The organism is Corynebacterium sp. HMSC05D08 (assembly GCF_001807215.1).
Classification (GTDB): Bacteria; Actinomycetota; Actinomycetes; order Mycobacteriales; family Mycobacteriaceae; genus Corynebacterium; species Corynebacterium striatum.
Window position 1 is genome coordinate 1 of the sequence record NZ_KV788284.1, and the last position, 15563, is coordinate 15563.

Genomic DNA, 15563 nt, shown 5'->3' on the forward strand with positions numbered 1-15563 from the left:
AGACTCCGTGACCAAAAACTCCATAGACATCACATTACTGGCCTAGTGGTGGCTGTGTCTGTTGCCTTAATGACGCTGGTGACCTATTGGACTGTGTCAACCTCGTTAACGGCGACCGTCGACAAGCAGCTTGCGCAGCAGGCCGACGTCTTGATCCAACAAAGCCAGGACCCGCGCTTCATCGAGACAATTGATCAAGAAATTGCACAATTCAAGCTATACAACCCCTCAACGCGAATTGCAGTTTCGTCTCCATCTCGGAGTTCTACCTACGGTGACGCGATTCCTGTTGGCGGCGAGTTCCGCAAAATTGATGATCACACCGAATCTTCCGTTCGGACCGTTGGCGGCGAACGCATCTTGGCCATCCGCCACGACTTGGACTCAACTGTTGTCCTAGCTCGCGATCTTGCGGAGACTAAAGAGCTGATCTCTGCAATCGGTTCGATGTTGTTGGTGATCGTTGCACTGGGTTTTCTGTTGGCTATCTTTGCCGGCATGGTGGCCTCAAAGACCGGTATGCAGCCTATCTCTCGTCTCAAGCGTGCGGTGGACTACGTTACGCAGACCAACGACCTACGGCCAATTGAGGTCGTGAACAACGACGAGATGGCGCAGCTTACCGTCTCCTTTAACCAGATGCTGGAAGCACTCCAGCAGTCGCGTGTTCAACAGAGACAGTTCGTCACTGATGCTGGTCACGAGCTGAAGACTCCGCTTACGTCGATGCGTACGAATATTGAGCTGCTCCTGATGATGAACAAGTCCGGCGGCGGATGCGGCATCAGCGAAAAAGATCGACGTGATCTTGAAGATGACGTGATGTCGCAGATGTCGGAGCTTTCTGCCCTCATCGGTGATCTTGTGGATTTGGCCCGTGGGGACGCCAATGAGAAAGCGCCGGAGCCGGTCGCTCTGATGGAAGTGCTGGAATCTTCGCTTGCGCGCGCTAGACGACGCCGCCCTGACGTGAAGTTCCGTGTCCGGTTTATCCCGTGGGTGTTGGAGGGGGACCCGTTTGCTCTTGGTCGTGCGACCTTGAACCTGATGGACAATGCCGCAAAGTGGTCGCCGGCCACCGGAACTGTGCGCGTATCCATGCAGCAGATCAGTGAGCATGAAGTCCGTTTGCGCGTGGATGACTCAGGTCCTGGTATCCCGCCAGAGGAGCGAGAAAAGGTCTTCGAGCGCTTCTATCGTTCAGCCGAAGCTCGCTCTATGCCCGGCTCAGGTCTTGGTTTGGCCATTGTGAAGTCCGTGATCGAGCGACACGAGGGTGCCATTGAAATCAAGGAGTCCAGCGATGGCGGTACCCGCATGGAGGTAACTCTTCCGGGCTACCGAGGAGAGGGGGACCCCTTTGTTGACAGCTTGTCTGAGCCTGACTTCGCGCAGGAGGAATCTTCACCTTCGGATCGCGGCACCATCTTCGCTGAACGGTGGTTCAATCAGGGCTAATATTCTGGATGGCTTTTGCATGCATTTCGGCCCAGCCGTGCAGGTCACGATATGCAGGATTCTTTCAGGAATTCTTAGTAGCCTTACAGAGTTGATACAGATGTACTCCAGCACGGTACGGCACAATTCTGGATATGAACATGAGGAACTCGAACATGAATGGGCCTGAGGGCCAGGGGCAGCGCGGCGAACAGCTGGGCAATGACTACTTTTCTAATTCGGCTGGATGGAACCAGCCGCGCAATCAGCAAGGTGGTAGCCCGTCTCCGAACAATCACCCGCCGAGCAATCACCCATCAGGCATGCAGTCGCAAGGCGGGAGTGCAGCCAATGGTGCTGGTGGCGGCACTGCCTGGAATACCGCGCAGGCTCCGCAAGGCAGCCAAGGCAATGGCAGTCAGATGTATGGAAACCAAGGTCGAGGAGCATCGCCGTACCGCAGCGGATTTGGAAACCCGGGCGCAAACCAAGCACAGAGTCCAGCTCAAGGATTCTACAACCAAGGCATGTCGGCGGGGGAGACTGACAACGGTGTGACTCTGATTGGCGAGCAACGCCCACCGAAGGAGAAGAAAAAGGTGGGGCTCGGTACCGCGATGGCGTTGATGCTCGCTGGCGCCGTTGCCGTTGGCAGCATCACTGGCATTGCGCTGGGTGGAAGCAATAAAAATGACACCAGCACTGTGAACGAGGTCCTCAAAAATGCGCCAGTGGCAAACAGCACCGGCGAGGAGCCCGCAAAGGGCTCGGTCGAGGCGGTAGCCGCTAAGGTTCTTCCAGCTGTTGTCTCGATTGAGGCCTATGGGCAAAGCGGTGCCGCAGAGGGATCGGGTTCGATCATCTCCCCTGACGGCTACGTGTTGACCAACCACCACGTTGTGGCTGGGGCTGAAAACGGCGGCCAGCTGCGCGTCACGATGAATGACGGCAGCAAGCACGCCGCAGAAGTTGTTGCCTCGGACGCCAATACGGACGTAGCAATCGTTAAGATCGCTGATGTCTCAGGTCTTCCATACCTTGAGTTCGGGGACTCCGATGCCGTGGCTGTGGGCCAGGAAGTCGTGGCCGTGGGTTCCCCGCTGGGCCTTAACGCAACGGTGACCTCCGGCATTGTTTCCGCGAAGAACCGTCCGGTTCGCGCCTCCCAAGGAGGCGGGGAGAGCTCGCTTGTCGACGCCATCCAAACTGACGCTGCGGTCAATCCCGGCAACTCCGGTGGCCCACTCGTGGACATTAATGGCAATTTGGTGGGAATGAATTCCATGATTGCCTCCTTGTCCAATTCTGGCTCGAGTGAGGCTGGATCTATTGGCTTGGGGTTCGCTATCCCGTCGAACTTTGCCAAGCGCATGGCTGAGCAACTTATCAACAACGGTTCTGTAAAGCACCCAACGCTGGGTGTGAAGGTCGATGCGCGAGACAGTGGTAACGGTGCTCGCATCGTGGAAGTCGAGCCAGATAGCCCAGCTGAGAAAGCGGGGCTGAAAGCGGGTGATCTTGTGACCCGTGTCAATGATCGCCTAATCGATAACTCGGATTCCCTCATCGCAGCAGCTCGTTCGCAGGACTTTGGCGCCAAGGTCACTCTTGAGGTCAGCGGCGAAGACGGCAAAGATCCCCGACAGGTAGAGGTAACCCTGTCAGGGGGGTAAGTTATCTAACAACTACAGAACATATTTCAGACGTATTCCAAGAAGACGCCTTGATATATCGGCCCTATTTAAGGAGCAACTTTGGCACACGATGCTGATATCGAGACCAACACTGGCGCCATTGAAGTCCCGGAATCCACTGGAGCGCTTTTGGACGTCGCTGAGCCAGATGATGCATTCCTCTTCGCGAGCGAGCAAGAGCAAGGCCTCAATGCTCCTCGCCGCGCACTGGTTGTGATTGTTACTGATCATCCTGAGCGGCACGCTGAGGGAACCTCGCGTTTGGTCGGGGAGTTGTTGGCGGAAGCTGAGTTTCAGGTTGATGGCTCAATCATTGTCCGCTCGAAGAAGTCCAAGATTCGGCAGGTTATAGAGACAGCCGTTGTTGGTGGCGTCGATTTGGTCCTTACGATTGGCGGCACAGGCGTTGGGCCACGTGACAAGACCCCTGACGCTACGCGTTCGGTGCTCGACCAAATGGTTCCTGGAATCGCTCAGGCGCTTCGTTCCTCTGGTCAAGCTTGTGGCGCTGTAGACGCGTGTACCTCTCGTGGTATCTCTGGCGTTTCGGGGTCCACGGTCATCGTGAACCTTGCGTCTTCTCGCGCGGCAGTGCGTGACGGCATGGCTACTCTTGCGCCGTTGGTCCACCACCTTATTGATCAGCTGCAGAAATATAGCGTTCAATAAGCGGCGAGGAGCTGATTAAAATGGTTCAACCCGGCAAGCGTCGCCGCGTGGTTCGCCGTGCTGAGAGCAACTATGACCGCACAGCAGATCGTCCGGACTTTGTCCCCGCGTTTGATGAAACTGGGGATGAGCGCGGCTCGGACGCCACACGCGAGGTAACTCTGGACGAGGAACAGCCGGCTGAACAGCCACACAATGAGCAGTTCTATCGTGAACAGATTCCTCCGCACTATGGGGCATAGGTGAAGTCTCCAAGCCGACCCCTTGGGTTAAACGATCAATCCTTGACGGACAGGTCTACAAGGACAAGGCAAGATTGAGACCCGAGAGCACGTTCAAAGAAGAAGATGAAAAAGGGGCTCCGCGTCCTCCCATGACGGAAGGTGCGGAGCCCCTTGGTGGTTTAGAAGAAACCACAGCGGCAATTAATTCCTCGCGGAATTAAGCCTGGTGACGGCCAGGGGAGTCTGGGTCAACGGTGGTGTCGCCAGCTACGGAGTTCGGGGAAGTTGCAACCTTTTGCGCCTCCATGAGGTCGCGAATCTCGGTAAGCAGCTGCTCTGTGGTCGGAGCCGGCTCTTCTGGGTCAACGCCCTGGCGGCGCTTTGCTGCTTCAGTGATCTTGTTGATCGGCATAACGATTAAGAAGTAAACAACAGCGGCGATGATGAGGAAGTTGATTGCCGCGGTGAGGACTGCACCGAAGTCCATGAAGGTGGACTCGTTGTCGGTGATCTGGAAACCAAGACCGGAGTAGTCTGCAGAACCGAAGGAGTTGATCAACGGCTGGATAAGGCTGTCGGTTACAGCGGTAACGATAGCGGTGAATGCGCTACCGATGATGACTGCGACAGCCAGCTCGATGACGTTGCCGCGGAGGATGAAGTCTTTAAAGCCCTTCAGCATGTGTTGGTGTTCCTTTCCTAAAAACACTTTGTGGCCCCGCCCCTGTAAGACACTGTGGAAGTTCCTGAGCCAAGTGTTTGTGTTTATTATCAGCAGGGCTAGCGCGGACTAACCTTAGTGATTTTTAGTGGATATGTCAACAGCTATTTGTGAGCGCTGTGGCTTTTTCATCCAGTGGCACGCTGCCCAACGATGACTACCGTGAGAGGTTGGCTCAGTGAGGCGGAAGCAACTGCGTCAGCCTGGCTGGCTGGGAGTGCGAGTAAAAGGGTAGAGGCATCCTCGCCATCGCGCGAGCTAGTGGTAGCAACAACCCGGCCACCAGCGGCGATGACGCTTCCAGCGGGGGATGTGGTGCCGATTAAATCGGAATTGGAGTTTCCGGCGATGACGTTTACTGTGTCTCCATGATGGAGATGCGGAAGGATATCCGGTTCTGCGAGTTTGAGCGGAATCATGTGGGATTCCTCTCCGAAAGTATTTAGCGTGGAATTGTTCACTAAGTTGTCTACAAGCTCTGGGCTCAGCAGCCTGGCGTCGGTGACGAGTTCGCCGCTTGCAGCCGCTGCAACGACTACTCTGCCCTCCAACTTTTCGAGGTCCGTGTCAACCGCAGAATCGGGCAGGATGTGGGATGGCACTGGAGCTAACGTGAGGTCCTCTGCTTGTAGGGCGCTGCCTGCCGGCACGTCTCGGGCAAAGACTACCGCCTGCGGAAGCTCGCGACGAGCATGAAGGGCGCTGAGGCCCGCACCGATAATGAGGACGGCAGCGAGTACGCGACGAACGAGCAGTGATCGTCGATGCCCAGGGGTACGAATTGAGCGAAGGATCGTTTTAGCTTCCATGTGGTTTTAGACTCCGTTGGGGCCCTGGAGGTTCCCAATCGCCCAAACTGCGCTCCAAACGTGGCAGGAATAAGCCTAGGTGAGGCAGGGGTAAGAAGCTAAGAAAACAAGAAGTTAAGAAGCTATAGCCACTGGAAATCCCGTTCGGTGAGAATGCCATCGACTGGGCGGTCATGGTCTTCGCGGGGGAGCTTGCGGATCTCCGAGGAGTGAACGACCGCTATGACGGGCGGGCGGCCAGTGGGGAGGGGCGTAAGCGCTCGATCATAGTACCCGGCTCCTTTTCCTAGGCGGTAGCCTTCAGTATCCACGGCCATTGCAGGGGCAAATATGAGGTCAACGCCAGCGAGGATGGAACTGGTGGAACGCTTGCCTTTTGGTTCGGCAATACCTAAGGCGCCGGGCTGCATGGACTCTGGACCGGAATAAAGCGCCCAATAAAGGTGTCCGTCATCGCCAGAAATGGGCAGGTAAAGGTGTTTGCACGCCGCCGCGAGGGTTTCCACAAATGCGCTGCCGCCGGGCTCAGAACCCAAAGGGTTGTATGCCGCGATGTTCATCGAGGGGGTGAGCAAGGCGGCAGCACCATGGCACCATGCGGCGTCGGCATCAGCTTTTTCCTCGGGAGTACGGGCACGGCGCATAGCGAGCAGCTCTGCGCGAAGGGCGTCTTTTTGTGTAGCTATCTCACTCATAGAGCAAATAGTAATTGCTGGTGTATCGCTGCACGAAAGAAAATGCTCTGCCTGTAAGCTCAAACTTATGGCTAATAACAACGAGGGCTCCCTTCATGGGATCAAGACAGTTGTAGTGCCGGCTGCGGGCCTGGGCACTCGCTTTTTGCCAGCGACCAAGACTGTCCCGAAAGAATTGCTCCCCGTAGTGGACACACCAGGTATCGAGCTCATCGCGGAAGAAGCGGCGGCGGTTGGTGCTCTGCGTCTTGCGGTGATTACCGCCCCGAATAAGCAGGAAGTGATGCGTCACTTCGATGCCTTCCCAGAGTTGGTGGAGACGCTCGACGCACGCGGTAAAGATGAGCAGGTGGCAAAGGTGCAGCGTGCCGGCCAGCTAATTCATCCGATTTCTGTACCGCAGGAAAAGCCGTTGGGGCTCGGCCATGCAGTGGGCTTGGCTGAATCGGTGCTAGATGATGACGAAGAATGCTTCGCAGTCATGCTTCCTGATGACATCGTTCTCCCAGCAACCGTCATGGAAGAGATGGCACGCGTGCGCGCCGCCGTAGGCGGCTCCGTGCTATGTGCATTTGAGGTCGACCGCGAAGAGACCTACAACTACGGAGTCTTCGACGTTGAGGACACCAATGTGCCCGGCGTCAAGAAGGTTGTCGGAATGGTGGAGAAACCTGAACCTGAGGATGCTCCCTCTAATCTCGTAGCTACTGGCCGCTACCTTCTCGACCGCAAGATCTTCGATGCCCTGCGCCGCATTAAGCCAGGCAAGGGTGGGGAGCTGCAGCTGACCGATGCAATCGAGCTGCTCATCCAGGAAGGCCACCCGGTTCACGTTGTTGTTCACCGCGGTAAGCGCCATGACCTGGGTAACCCAGGTGGATACATTCCTGCCAACGTGGACTTCGGCCTACACCATGAGAAGTATGGCCCGGCTTTGTACAAGGCAATCAAGCAAATCATTGCCGAGTATGAGGCGGAAAAGGGTATCAACTAGCCTAAGGCAGTAGGCAGAGAAGGGAAGGCGGCAGTCCATGCGTTCGGTAGATGACCAGCTTGCTTTGATTACTGATGCGGCGGTGACACCGGAACCAGTGCGTATTGCAATTGCAAACTCACTGGGGTTGATGTGTGCCGAGGAAGTGCAAGCTAATCAGCCGCTTCCCGGGTTCCCTCAGGCGGCTATTGATGGTTATGCAGTGCGTGCCGTCGACGTTGGAGGCGAGCGCGCTCTGAGGGCACGACGTTCCTCGGAGGAGGACGTGGAAGAAGAGGAGTCCGCTGCAGAAGTGGAGCGCTCTATTCCTGTGGTCGGTGAGGTCCCCGCGGGCTCTCGCCAGCCACTGCGCCTGCAACCTAAGCAAGCAGTGCGGGTCTATACGGGCGCGCCATTGCCCACGCTTGCCGACGCCGTTCTTCCCCTTGAATGGACTGACCGCGGAAGAAAACGCGTAACCGCGCACCGGCCAGTTCGCTCTGGTGACTTCGTACGTCGAGTTGGCGACGATATTCAGCCGGGTGACGTTGCGGTCTCGGCGGGAACCATCCTTGGCCCAGCACAGATTGGGCTCCTTGCTGCGGTGGGGCGCTCAAAGGTCTTGGTTTATCCGCGACCTCGCGTAACTATCTTGTCTTTCGGTAAGGAATTAGTGGATATTGACCGCGAGCCGGGCTTGGGTCAAGTCTTTGACGTTAACTCTTATTCCTTGGCAGCTGCTGCGAAAGAAGCAGGCGCCGATGTACACCGCGTAGGAATTGCGGAGGGAGAGCCACGCCGCATCCGTGAGGCACTGGAAACCCATATTGGCCGCAGTGAGGTTCTCGTGATTTCCGGTGCCGTCGGCGGTGCCGGCTCCCAAACTGTGCGTGAAGTCCTCAACGAACTGGGAGATATTGATACTTCTCGTGTGGCCATCCATCCCGGTTCGGTCCAGGGGTTCGGCCTATTGGGCGAGGAGCGTATCCCGACGTTCCTCCTTCCCTCGAATCCAGTCTCAGCACTCGTCATCTTTGAAGTGTTTGTGCGCCCATTGATTCGTTTGTCTCTGGGGAAACGCAATGCAAACCGTCGTGTGGTGCGGGCGCGAGCTCTCAATCACATGGAGTCCCGCCCGGGCCGTCGTGGGTTTATTCGTGCGCGCTTGATGCGCGACGCAGAAACCGCTGATTACCTGGTTGAGGGCTTGGGCGGTGCGTCTGGTGCACCTGCCCACCTGTTGGCTGGTTTGTCCGAAGCTAATGCGATGATCCGAATTCCGGAAGAAGCCACGGAGATTCGTCCTGGTGATGTGGTCGACGTTTTGTTCCTCACACAGCGAAGCTAAACATGCTTGATCCTTTTGGTACTGCGGCGGCTCGGCTGCGCAGGCCCTCGAGCGGCCCGCCTGATCCTGAACACCCAGGGTGGCCCGAGTCCACTTCATACGTGAAGTTGCACCCCTCTGCTGCCTTGGAGGAAGGCGCTCGTCTGCGACTGCGTCCATTGATGCGCAAAGATGGGGAAGCGTGGCGCATTCAACGTATCGCCGATGAGGAACACCTGCGCCCGGTCGAACCGACGATGCCAGCATCGTGGGCCGATGCGCATTCACACAGTGCATGGCGCAACCATCTCATGTTCTTACGCGAATCTGCGCGCTCGGGTTCCGTGTTGCCTTTGATTATTGAGCTAGACGGGGATTTCGTAGGACAGGTGACTTTAGGGAACATTCAGCACGGGAGTATTGGAGAGTGCTGGATTGGATACTGGGTTCATTCGGCAGTCCATCATGCGGGTGTTGCTACTGCGGCGTGTGCCTTGGGCGTGGATCACGCTTTTCGGCGCGTCGGAATGCATCGCGTGACAGCCACGTACTTGCCGGATAATCCAGCCTCCGGGAAGGTGCTGAAGGCGTGCGGCTTTCGTGAGGAAGGGTATCTACGGAGAAATCTGCACATCAATGGTGCATGGCGTGATCATCATTTAGTGGCCTTGAATCGGGAAGACTTCTCCACCACGGCGGTCGACCGTCTGCGCAGTGCTGGACGCATCGTTTAGCTGTACGCGTTGTTTGAGCGCCCTAGTGGGGGTGTAATTCGCCACTGTTTTCACACAAGTCACAACATTGTAATTTAACTGGTTTGGATACCTCTACTGGTGGCGAAAAGCGCTAACGTTGGGAGAAACTCTGCACCCTACGGAAGGTCACCTCTACCGTGTCCATTGCTGTGCCCATCATCGGCATCATTGTGGTCTGGGCCTTCGTCTTGGCTCCGTGGTTGCTGCGATCGCAGCGCCCAATGAGCCGCACCGGCGAGGCCTTTGACGATACCCGCGTCTTGTTCGAAGGCGATTCTGGAAATGTTGCTGCCCGCCGCCGTCCCCGCTTAGGCAAGCGCGACGTGCGTTTGAGCGAGGCAGACGATGAGGATTTCGAGGTCATCGATGCTGCGGACATCTCCGTGGTTGATGACAAAGAAACGGAAGCAGTAACCATCGCCGGGGCTGCCGCAAAGGCCAAGGCACATCCGCGTCAACCAGGTGCACAGCTTGGTGACAAAGCTGAAGCTGCGCAGTCCGCACTGAGCGAGGAAGCTGAGCACACCCCTGAGACGATCGAAGGTGAGCTGGTCGAGGATGACAACGAAGTCACGATCGTTGGGTCCGCAGAGACTAAGGATGAGCCTTCGAACCAATCTGAGCTAGCTCAAAATTCTGACAACCACGAAAGCGGAAGCAAAGGTGGTGCAGCGGCTGAGGATGCCGACGACGTGGAAGAGGACGACCTGCTCATCGAGGATGAAACCAAGGCTGGAGAAGACTCTGACGTAGAGGTGGCAGAGGACGTCCAAGCTGAGGAAGCAGAGGTCTTCAGCGCACCTGCCGTAGCAGACGTAGCGGAGGATGCCTACGAAATTGATTCCACTTACACCTCCCCGGTGGACTTGATGTACCCAGGTGCGGTGGACAGCGCTGAGCAGGTAAGCCAAATCCCGCATGCTATTGAAGCGGAGGAAGAGCAGGAATCTGAACTCGCTGAGGACACAGATCTCTCGGCAGACGAGGTTGCTTTTGCACAGCGCCGACTAGGTCGCGGCGGCTGGGATCCAGTAGCTGAAAAGGCTGCTTCTGCCAACCGTTACCAGCGTCGTCAGCGTACGTTGATTGGTTTGGCAGTCGCCGTCGTATTCACCGTTGCTTTAGGCATTGTTTTCGGCGGTTGGACCTGGACCTTTGCGGCCCTCGCGGGCCTGTCTAGCATCGTCTACTTGGTAGCGCTTCGGACCCAGGTGCGTCAGGAACAAGCTCTGCTGCAGCGCCGTGTCTACCATCTGCGCCGCGCTCGTTTGGGTGTGCGTAACGCTGAGGATGAAGCCTTAGCAATCCCCCGCAATTTGCGCCGTCCGGGCGCTGTAGTGCTGGAAATTGATGACGACAGCCCGGATTTTGACCACCTGCCCGTGCATTTTGACGATGACGAGTTTGACGGATTCGATGGACCCCACGCCACCAATCGCCAGCGCCGTGACGACTTGGCATCGCGCCGCGTGAGTTAGTTAAACCACGTCATCCCACACGCCGGAGGTACCGCGGCGGTGGGAACCGATGAGATGGGCATCGAACATACCGATTGCTTCCATCAGCGCGTGGCAGGTCACAGGTCCAACAAAAGTGAAACCCTCCTTCTTTAAGGCCTTGGAAAGTTCCTTGGCCTTTTCACTAGTTTTAGGGATGTCTTCCATGAACCGGGGATAGAGATTCTCCTCGGGCATGAAGCTCCAGATGAATTCACTCAGGCCACCCTTTTCGCGGAGTTTGATGGTGGCGTTGGCGTTGTTGATGGCAGCCTCGATCTTGCGGCGGTTGCGGATGATTTTGGGATTATTGAGCAACCTCTCCACTTCTGCTGGGCCAAAAGCTGCGACAGCATCAGGATTAAAGCCTGCAAATGCGATGCGGAAGTCATCTCGCTTACGCAATACCGTGGCCCAAGAGAGACCCGACTGGAAGCCTTCTAGGGTCAAACGCTCAAATAGTCCGGCTTCATCGCGGACAGGCATTCCCCATTCCGTGTCGTAATATTCGCGCAGTAGTGCAGACGTTGTGGCCCATGGTGGGCGCCCCACTCCTTCAGAATCAAACACAAGGCCGGTCTTGCCCGTTGTGTTACCTGGTTCGGAGGCTGGATTGGGCATCGATGGTGCCGCAGAAAAGTCGATAAATTGGGTGGGTGACTGGGCTGTGGCTTCTTCATCGCGCGCAAAAGGGTTGGTCATGGGCGCCAGGTTACTATCAATGATTGTGCTTTCATCGGTGTGAATATCTGATTTGTAAGTCATGATCTATTGGACTGCGCGAGTGGCTGAAAGGTTCCATTGCTTGCCAACCTGCGGTTGATTCGTCAGTACCCAGGGGTCCCAGGGTAGTGTAATGCTCATGAATAGACCTGCTGTACGCGATGCCGCGCTGCTTATTCTGCGCGCAGTTCTAGGTCTCGTTTTCGTAGCCCACGGCGTAGACAAAATGTTTTTCGCTGGGATAGACGAAACCACGGGTCAGTTCTCTGCGATGGGTATCCCACAACCACATGTTTCGGCCTACATTGCCGCCATCGGCGAGATGGTTGGCGGCTCGTTGCTGGTGGTGGGGCTTCTAACCACGTTCGTCGCCGGTGCGCTGGCATTATTCATGGCTTGCGCGCTTTACTTTGTGCATCTTGGCAATGGAATTTTTGCGGCCGACGGCGGCTTTGAGTACCCGGCGGTACTTATCGTTTCCCTGTTAATGGTCGTGGTCTTCGGTTCTGGTCGCGCGAGCTTGGATGGGGTGTTGAGCCGTGTTGACGCATGAGCAAGTCCAAGCCGCGATTTCCGCGCAGCTTGACGGGGAGCCGGCGCAGTTGCCTGCCGACGTCGTCGATGCCCACGTTGAGAGTTGCGCCCAATGCCGTGCCTTTCGTGACAAGGCCGCCGCGCTGTCTCGCTCTTTGAGCTTCGTGGAATCGGCAGAAGGAATGGCACCGCCGCAGGACCTCTCCGAAGTCATCATTGCGGGTGTTGAGTCCGAATGGAATAGGGCATCGAGCGCGCGCCAAACCGCGTTGACTGTTGCCCGCGTTGGCCTTGTCTCACTCGGATTGGTATTCGCCGTATGGGCGATTGTCGTAGTCGCGAGTGCCTCGGGATTGGCTGTAATAGGGGATGAAGGGACGCTTTCGCTTTCCGCCGATCCAGAACGTGCCCGCTTGCTTATCGAAGGCGCAGCGCTACGTTTCGGCCTAGCAATCGGTCTGCTCTTCGCGGCTTGGCGCCCAGCCTCGATCCCGGGGACCCTGCCGGTCGTGGCTACCATGTTTGCGTTCCTTTTCGGTTTTACCATGCGGGACATTGCCCTAGGAACGACCGTGATGAGCCAAGTCTATATTCTCCTCGCTACCGGCCTGAGCACACTGGCTTTGATCTGGGCTTGGGCAGCAGATAAGGGTTACGTGCTACGAGACTTCTGGCGCTCGCTGGGCGCTGATCCGCATTAGCCCACCGTCCCCCTCGCACTAGCGCGTAAAGGGAGCGCCTGCGGCGTCGTCAAGCGCTGCGCACGATGCCTCGATGAACGTGGTTGTGTACAGCAGGATCCAAGAAGAAGGCATGGTCTACACCACGCCTTCTTCTTGTGTTGTTCCTAGTCTGTTGCCGCGAATTAAGACTCCGTCGCCACAAGCGGACAAGCTATTCGCGTTGGATACTTAACTCGCCGTGAAGTACTGCTAGGTCCAATTGTTGAGCCACATCATGGATTGGTACCAGTTCTCAGGGATGATGTAGCCGTAGAGGATTGGGGAGAAGTAGATAAACATCGCGAGCACGAGCGCCAGGTAGCACACCGCCACGAACGAGCCGGTCCGGATTTCTCCGCCCGCCAAGGATTTGAGCCAGCGCCATTGCAATTGTTTGCCGTGTCCGATCATCTGCCCTAAAGCCAGCGCAATGAGCACGATGACAAATGGGATGAATGCGGTGGCATAGAAGAAGTACATCTGACGGTCGAAAGCAGCTAGCCACGGAAGGAAGCCCGCAGCAAAACCGACCAGTGGAATCAGGAAGGCGCGGTTGCGGCGCACCAGTAGGGACCAAAGGCCCCAGAAGACTGCCGGAATGACAAGCCACCAAATAGCGGGCGTACCGAAGAGATACAGCATCTTGCGGCATGTACCGCCGTCGCCACATTCCAGGTCCGTGGAGGAGTAATACAGAATCGGACGAGCCGCAACGAGCCATGCCCATGGTTTGGAATCCCAAGGGTGGGAGTGTCCGCCAGAGCTGGTGAGCGAGGCGTGGAACTCCAAGACAGAGGAGTGGTAGTAGAACCAACCGGCGATTGGTTCAGGCAAGTTGAGCAGCCACGAATCTTCTTCAATAGTGCCGTCGACCTTTGCATGACGGTAGACGGAGGTCTCGGACGCAAACCATGCACGCCAAGTCCATGCATAGATGAGGACGGGGACCAAAACCAACGAGGCGAGCGCTGCCGGGGTGTCACGCACCAAGGTACCAAGGACGTAGCGGCGCACACCGTAGCGGCGTCGCAAAGCAAGATCGCTGAAAACAGAGAGCAATCCAAAGAACATGATGTAGTACAGGCCGGACCACTTCACGCCCAATGAAAGACCCAAGAAGATGCCTGCGGTAAAGCGCCACCAACGGAAACCAAAACGCGGGCCAAATTTGGAGGTACCCATGTTTCCGGAGGTGAAAGCTTCATGGAGGCGCAGGCGCATTTGGTTATGGTCTCGCGCCAAAGCCCACGCAGCTGCGACGACGAAGAAAACCTGGAAAATATCCAGCATTCCGAACTTGGAGGAAACGAGCAATACGCCGTCGCATACTGCGATAAACCCAGCTATCGCTGCAATTTGCCAAGAACCGGAAACACGGCGTGCCAGTGCCATGGTCAACAAGACGGTGGCTACACCGAAAAGAGCCGTCATCGTACGCCAGCCCCAAGGCGAGTATCCAAAAACCATCTCCGACAATGCAATGATCTGTTTTGCTAGAGGAGGGTGGACCACGAGGCCATAACCTGGGTTCGATTCGATGCCACCGATAAAGAGATTGTCCCAGCTGCGCACCATATCCCATGCTTGTGGTACGTAGTGTTTCTCGTCGAAGACCGGGGTGCCATTAGCTACCGGAGCGGTCAGGCCCACAAAACGCGTGATGAGAGCCAATACCCCGATTACGGCCGTGCTAATCCAATCTGGTTTGCCCCAAGAGTAGGCGATCGGTGCAGGAGGCGCTGTAATGGCGTGTTTGCCGAGCGGTTTGCCATGGGCTTTAGTCGAGGCGGTAGCAATAGTCACTTGGAAGAGTTTAGGATATGCGAGCCCGAACTGGGGAGTCTGTGCCCCAAGTTATGGAAAGCTAGGAACCATGAATACCAATTTTCGCCTGGAACCGCTGCCCCGTGGAGTTATTGTCGCCGCCACACCATTGGGCAATATTGGGGATGCCTCTGCACGTCTCATGCAAGCACTGGCTGAAGCAGACGTTGTAGCGGCGGAGGATACCCGCCGAGTACGTAGCTTGGCGTCCGCTTTAGGTATCGAGATTCAGGGCAAAGTGGTTTCCAACTTCGACCATAATGAATCGCAGCGGGCACAGGCGCTAGTCGATGCCGCTCGTTCCGGCACCGTGCTGGTGGTTTCTGATGCAGGAATGCCGCTGGTTTCTGACCCCGGGCACTCGATTGTTGCAGCCGCGGTGGAGGCTGGCGTGCCTGTCACATGTTTCCCCGGACCCTCAGCTGTGCCGACGGCGTTGGCCCTTTCCGGCCTTGGGGTTGGCCACTTCCTCTTTGATGCCTTTGCGCCGCGCAAGGCGGGGCCTCGCAAGACATGGCTGGAGTCCCTCAAGGGGCAGGAGCGGGCCATCGTATTCTTTGAGTCTCCCCACCGTTTGGCCCAAACGCTTTCTGACGCAGCCGACGTCCTCGGCGCTCAGCGTTCGGCTGCAGTGTGCCGGGAGTTGACCAAGACATACGAAGAAATCAAGCGAGGAACGCTGGGGGAATTAGCCCAGTGGGCAGTGGACAATGCAAGGGGAGAGATCACAGTCGTAATTGAAGGCGGTGCGAGTGAGCCTGCACCTGTTGAGGATTTGGTGGAGCGGGTTCATGAACTCGTCTCCTCGGGCATGCGCGCAAAAGACGCTTGTAAAGAAGCAGCAGCTGGAACCGAAGTAACTAATCGCGATCTTTATGACGCGTATTTGGCGGCTCGAGACGCATAAATCCGCGATTGTTGCAGGATTGTTATAGGCAAAACCTAGCGTGTGCTAAAAAC

16 protein-coding genes are annotated in these 15563 nt (G+C 56.7%); 11 read left to right on the top strand and 5 right to left on the bottom strand.

What is annotated here, in order from left to right:
• Positions 1 to 54 precede the first annotated feature (54 nt).
• From HMPREF3148_RS00280 to HMPREF3148_RS00295, 4 genes are all read left to right on the top strand, one after another.
• The gene (locus HMPREF3148_RS00280) at positions 55 to 1458 is read left to right on the top strand and encodes a HAMP domain-containing sensor histidine kinase (protein ID WP_246818790.1); all 1404 of its coding nucleotides are present in this window, start codon (positions 55 to 57) and stop codon (positions 1456 to 1458) included.
• Positions 1459 to 1613: 155 nt separating this feature from the next.
• On the top strand, positions 1614 to 3110 hold the full coding sequence (locus tag HMPREF3148_RS00285; RefSeq protein ID WP_239658611.1) for a S1C family serine protease: 1497 nt from the start codon (positions 1614 to 1616) through the stop codon (positions 3108 to 3110).
• A gap of 99 nt (positions 3111 to 3209) precedes the next feature.
• The gene (locus HMPREF3148_RS00290; RefSeq protein ID WP_049062837.1) at positions 3210 to 3800 is read left to right on the top strand and encodes a MogA/MoaB family molybdenum cofactor biosynthesis protein; all 591 of its coding nucleotides are present in this window, start codon (positions 3210 to 3212) and stop codon (positions 3798 to 3800) included.
• A gap of 20 nt (positions 3801 to 3820) precedes the next feature.
• Entirely contained in the window at positions 3821 to 4042 is a 222-nt protein-coding gene (locus HMPREF3148_RS00295) for a hypothetical protein (protein WP_070508539.1), read from the top strand.
• A gap of 199 nt (positions 4043 to 4241) precedes the next feature.
• Here the strand turns inward: HMPREF3148_RS00295 and mscL are convergent, their stop codons facing one another.
• The 3 genes from mscL to HMPREF3148_RS00310 all read right to left on the bottom strand — a co-directional run bounded on the left by mscL (position 4242) and on the right by HMPREF3148_RS00310 (position 6249).
• A complete protein-coding gene (gene mscL / locus HMPREF3148_RS00300; RefSeq protein ID WP_049062805.1) occupies positions 4242 to 4706 on the bottom strand; it encodes a large-conductance mechanosensitive channel protein MscL in 465 nt (154 codons plus the stop codon).
• A 167-nt stretch (positions 4707 to 4873) separates the two neighbouring features.
• Positions 4874 to 5554 (bottom strand): SAF domain-containing protein, encoded by a 681-nt coding sequence (locus HMPREF3148_RS00305; protein ID WP_049166674.1) that lies wholly within the window; start codon positions 5552 to 5554, stop codon positions 4874 to 4876.
• 122 nt (positions 5555 to 5676) lie between these two features.
• Positions 5677 to 6249 carry a 5-formyltetrahydrofolate cyclo-ligase gene (locus HMPREF3148_RS00310; protein ID WP_046646360.1) on the bottom strand — a complete coding sequence of 191 codons (573 nt, stop codon included), beginning with the start codon at positions 6247 to 6249 and terminating at the stop codon, positions 5677 to 5679.
• Between the two features lie 67 nt (positions 6250 to 6316).
• On the opposite strand from HMPREF3148_RS00310, the gene HMPREF3148_RS00315 reads away from it, so the two are divergent.
• The 4 genes from HMPREF3148_RS00315 to glpR all read left to right on the top strand — a co-directional run bounded on the left by HMPREF3148_RS00315 (position 6317) and on the right by glpR (position 10782).
• Positions 6317 to 7243 (top strand): UTP--glucose-1-phosphate uridylyltransferase, encoded by a 927-nt coding sequence (locus tag HMPREF3148_RS00315; RefSeq protein WP_046646361.1) that lies wholly within the window; start codon positions 6317 to 6319, stop codon positions 7241 to 7243.
• A 37-nt stretch (positions 7244 to 7280) separates the two neighbouring features.
• Positions 7281 to 8570 carry a molybdotransferase-like divisome protein Glp gene (gene glp / locus HMPREF3148_RS00320; protein WP_046646362.1) on the top strand — a complete coding sequence of 430 codons (1290 nt, stop codon included), beginning with the start codon at positions 7281 to 7283 and terminating at the stop codon, positions 8568 to 8570.
• A 2-nt stretch (positions 8571 to 8572) separates the two neighbouring features.
• A complete protein-coding gene (locus HMPREF3148_RS00325; RefSeq protein ID WP_049152315.1) occupies positions 8573 to 9283 on the top strand; it encodes a GNAT family N-acetyltransferase in 711 nt (236 codons plus the stop codon).
• Between the two features lie 158 nt (positions 9284 to 9441).
• Positions 9442 to 10782, top strand: coding sequence for a divisome protein SepX/GlpR (glpR, locus tag HMPREF3148_RS00330; RefSeq protein WP_049062812.1), 1341 nt, complete (start codon positions 9442 to 9444; stop codon positions 10780 to 10782).
• Here the strand turns inward: glpR and HMPREF3148_RS00335 are convergent, their stop codons facing one another.
• Positions 10783 to 11421 carry a DNA-3-methyladenine glycosylase I gene (locus tag HMPREF3148_RS00335; protein ID WP_070420053.1) on the bottom strand — a complete coding sequence of 213 codons (639 nt, stop codon included), beginning with the start codon at positions 11419 to 11421 and terminating at the stop codon, positions 10783 to 10785. It abuts the gene before it with no gap.
• Between the two features lie 241 nt (positions 11422 to 11662).
• Here HMPREF3148_RS00335 and HMPREF3148_RS00340 point away from each other — a divergent pair, with 241 nt between their 5' ends.
• Together HMPREF3148_RS00340 and HMPREF3148_RS00345 are read left to right on the top strand one after the other, a co-directional pair.
• The gene (locus HMPREF3148_RS00340) at positions 11663 to 12076 is read left to right on the top strand and encodes a DoxX family protein (RefSeq protein ID WP_034657234.1); all 414 of its coding nucleotides are present in this window, start codon (positions 11663 to 11665) and stop codon (positions 12074 to 12076) included.
• Positions 12063 to 12758 carry a zf-HC2 domain-containing protein gene (locus tag HMPREF3148_RS00345; RefSeq protein WP_005530125.1) on the top strand — a complete coding sequence of 232 codons (696 nt, stop codon included), beginning with the start codon at positions 12063 to 12065 and terminating at the stop codon, positions 12756 to 12758. The genes HMPREF3148_RS00340 and HMPREF3148_RS00345 overlap by 14 nt, the downstream gene beginning before the upstream one ends.
• Before the next feature lie 231 nt (positions 12759 to 12989).
• On the opposite strand, the gene HMPREF3148_RS00350 is transcribed toward HMPREF3148_RS00345, so the two are convergent.
• Positions 12990 to 14576: a dolichyl-phosphate-mannose--protein mannosyltransferase gene (locus tag HMPREF3148_RS00350; protein WP_161798074.1), complete on the bottom strand. Its 1587-nt coding sequence runs from the start codon at positions 14574 to 14576 to the stop codon at positions 12990 to 12992.
• 76 nt (positions 14577 to 14652) lie between these two features.
• Here HMPREF3148_RS00350 and rsmI point away from each other — a divergent pair, with 76 nt between their 5' ends.
• Positions 14653 to 15510 carry a 16S rRNA (cytidine(1402)-2'-O)-methyltransferase gene (gene rsmI, locus HMPREF3148_RS00355; RefSeq protein ID WP_005530121.1) on the top strand — a complete coding sequence of 286 codons (858 nt, stop codon included), beginning with the start codon at positions 14653 to 14655 and terminating at the stop codon, positions 15508 to 15510.
• Positions 15511 to 15563 lie beyond the last annotated feature (53 nt).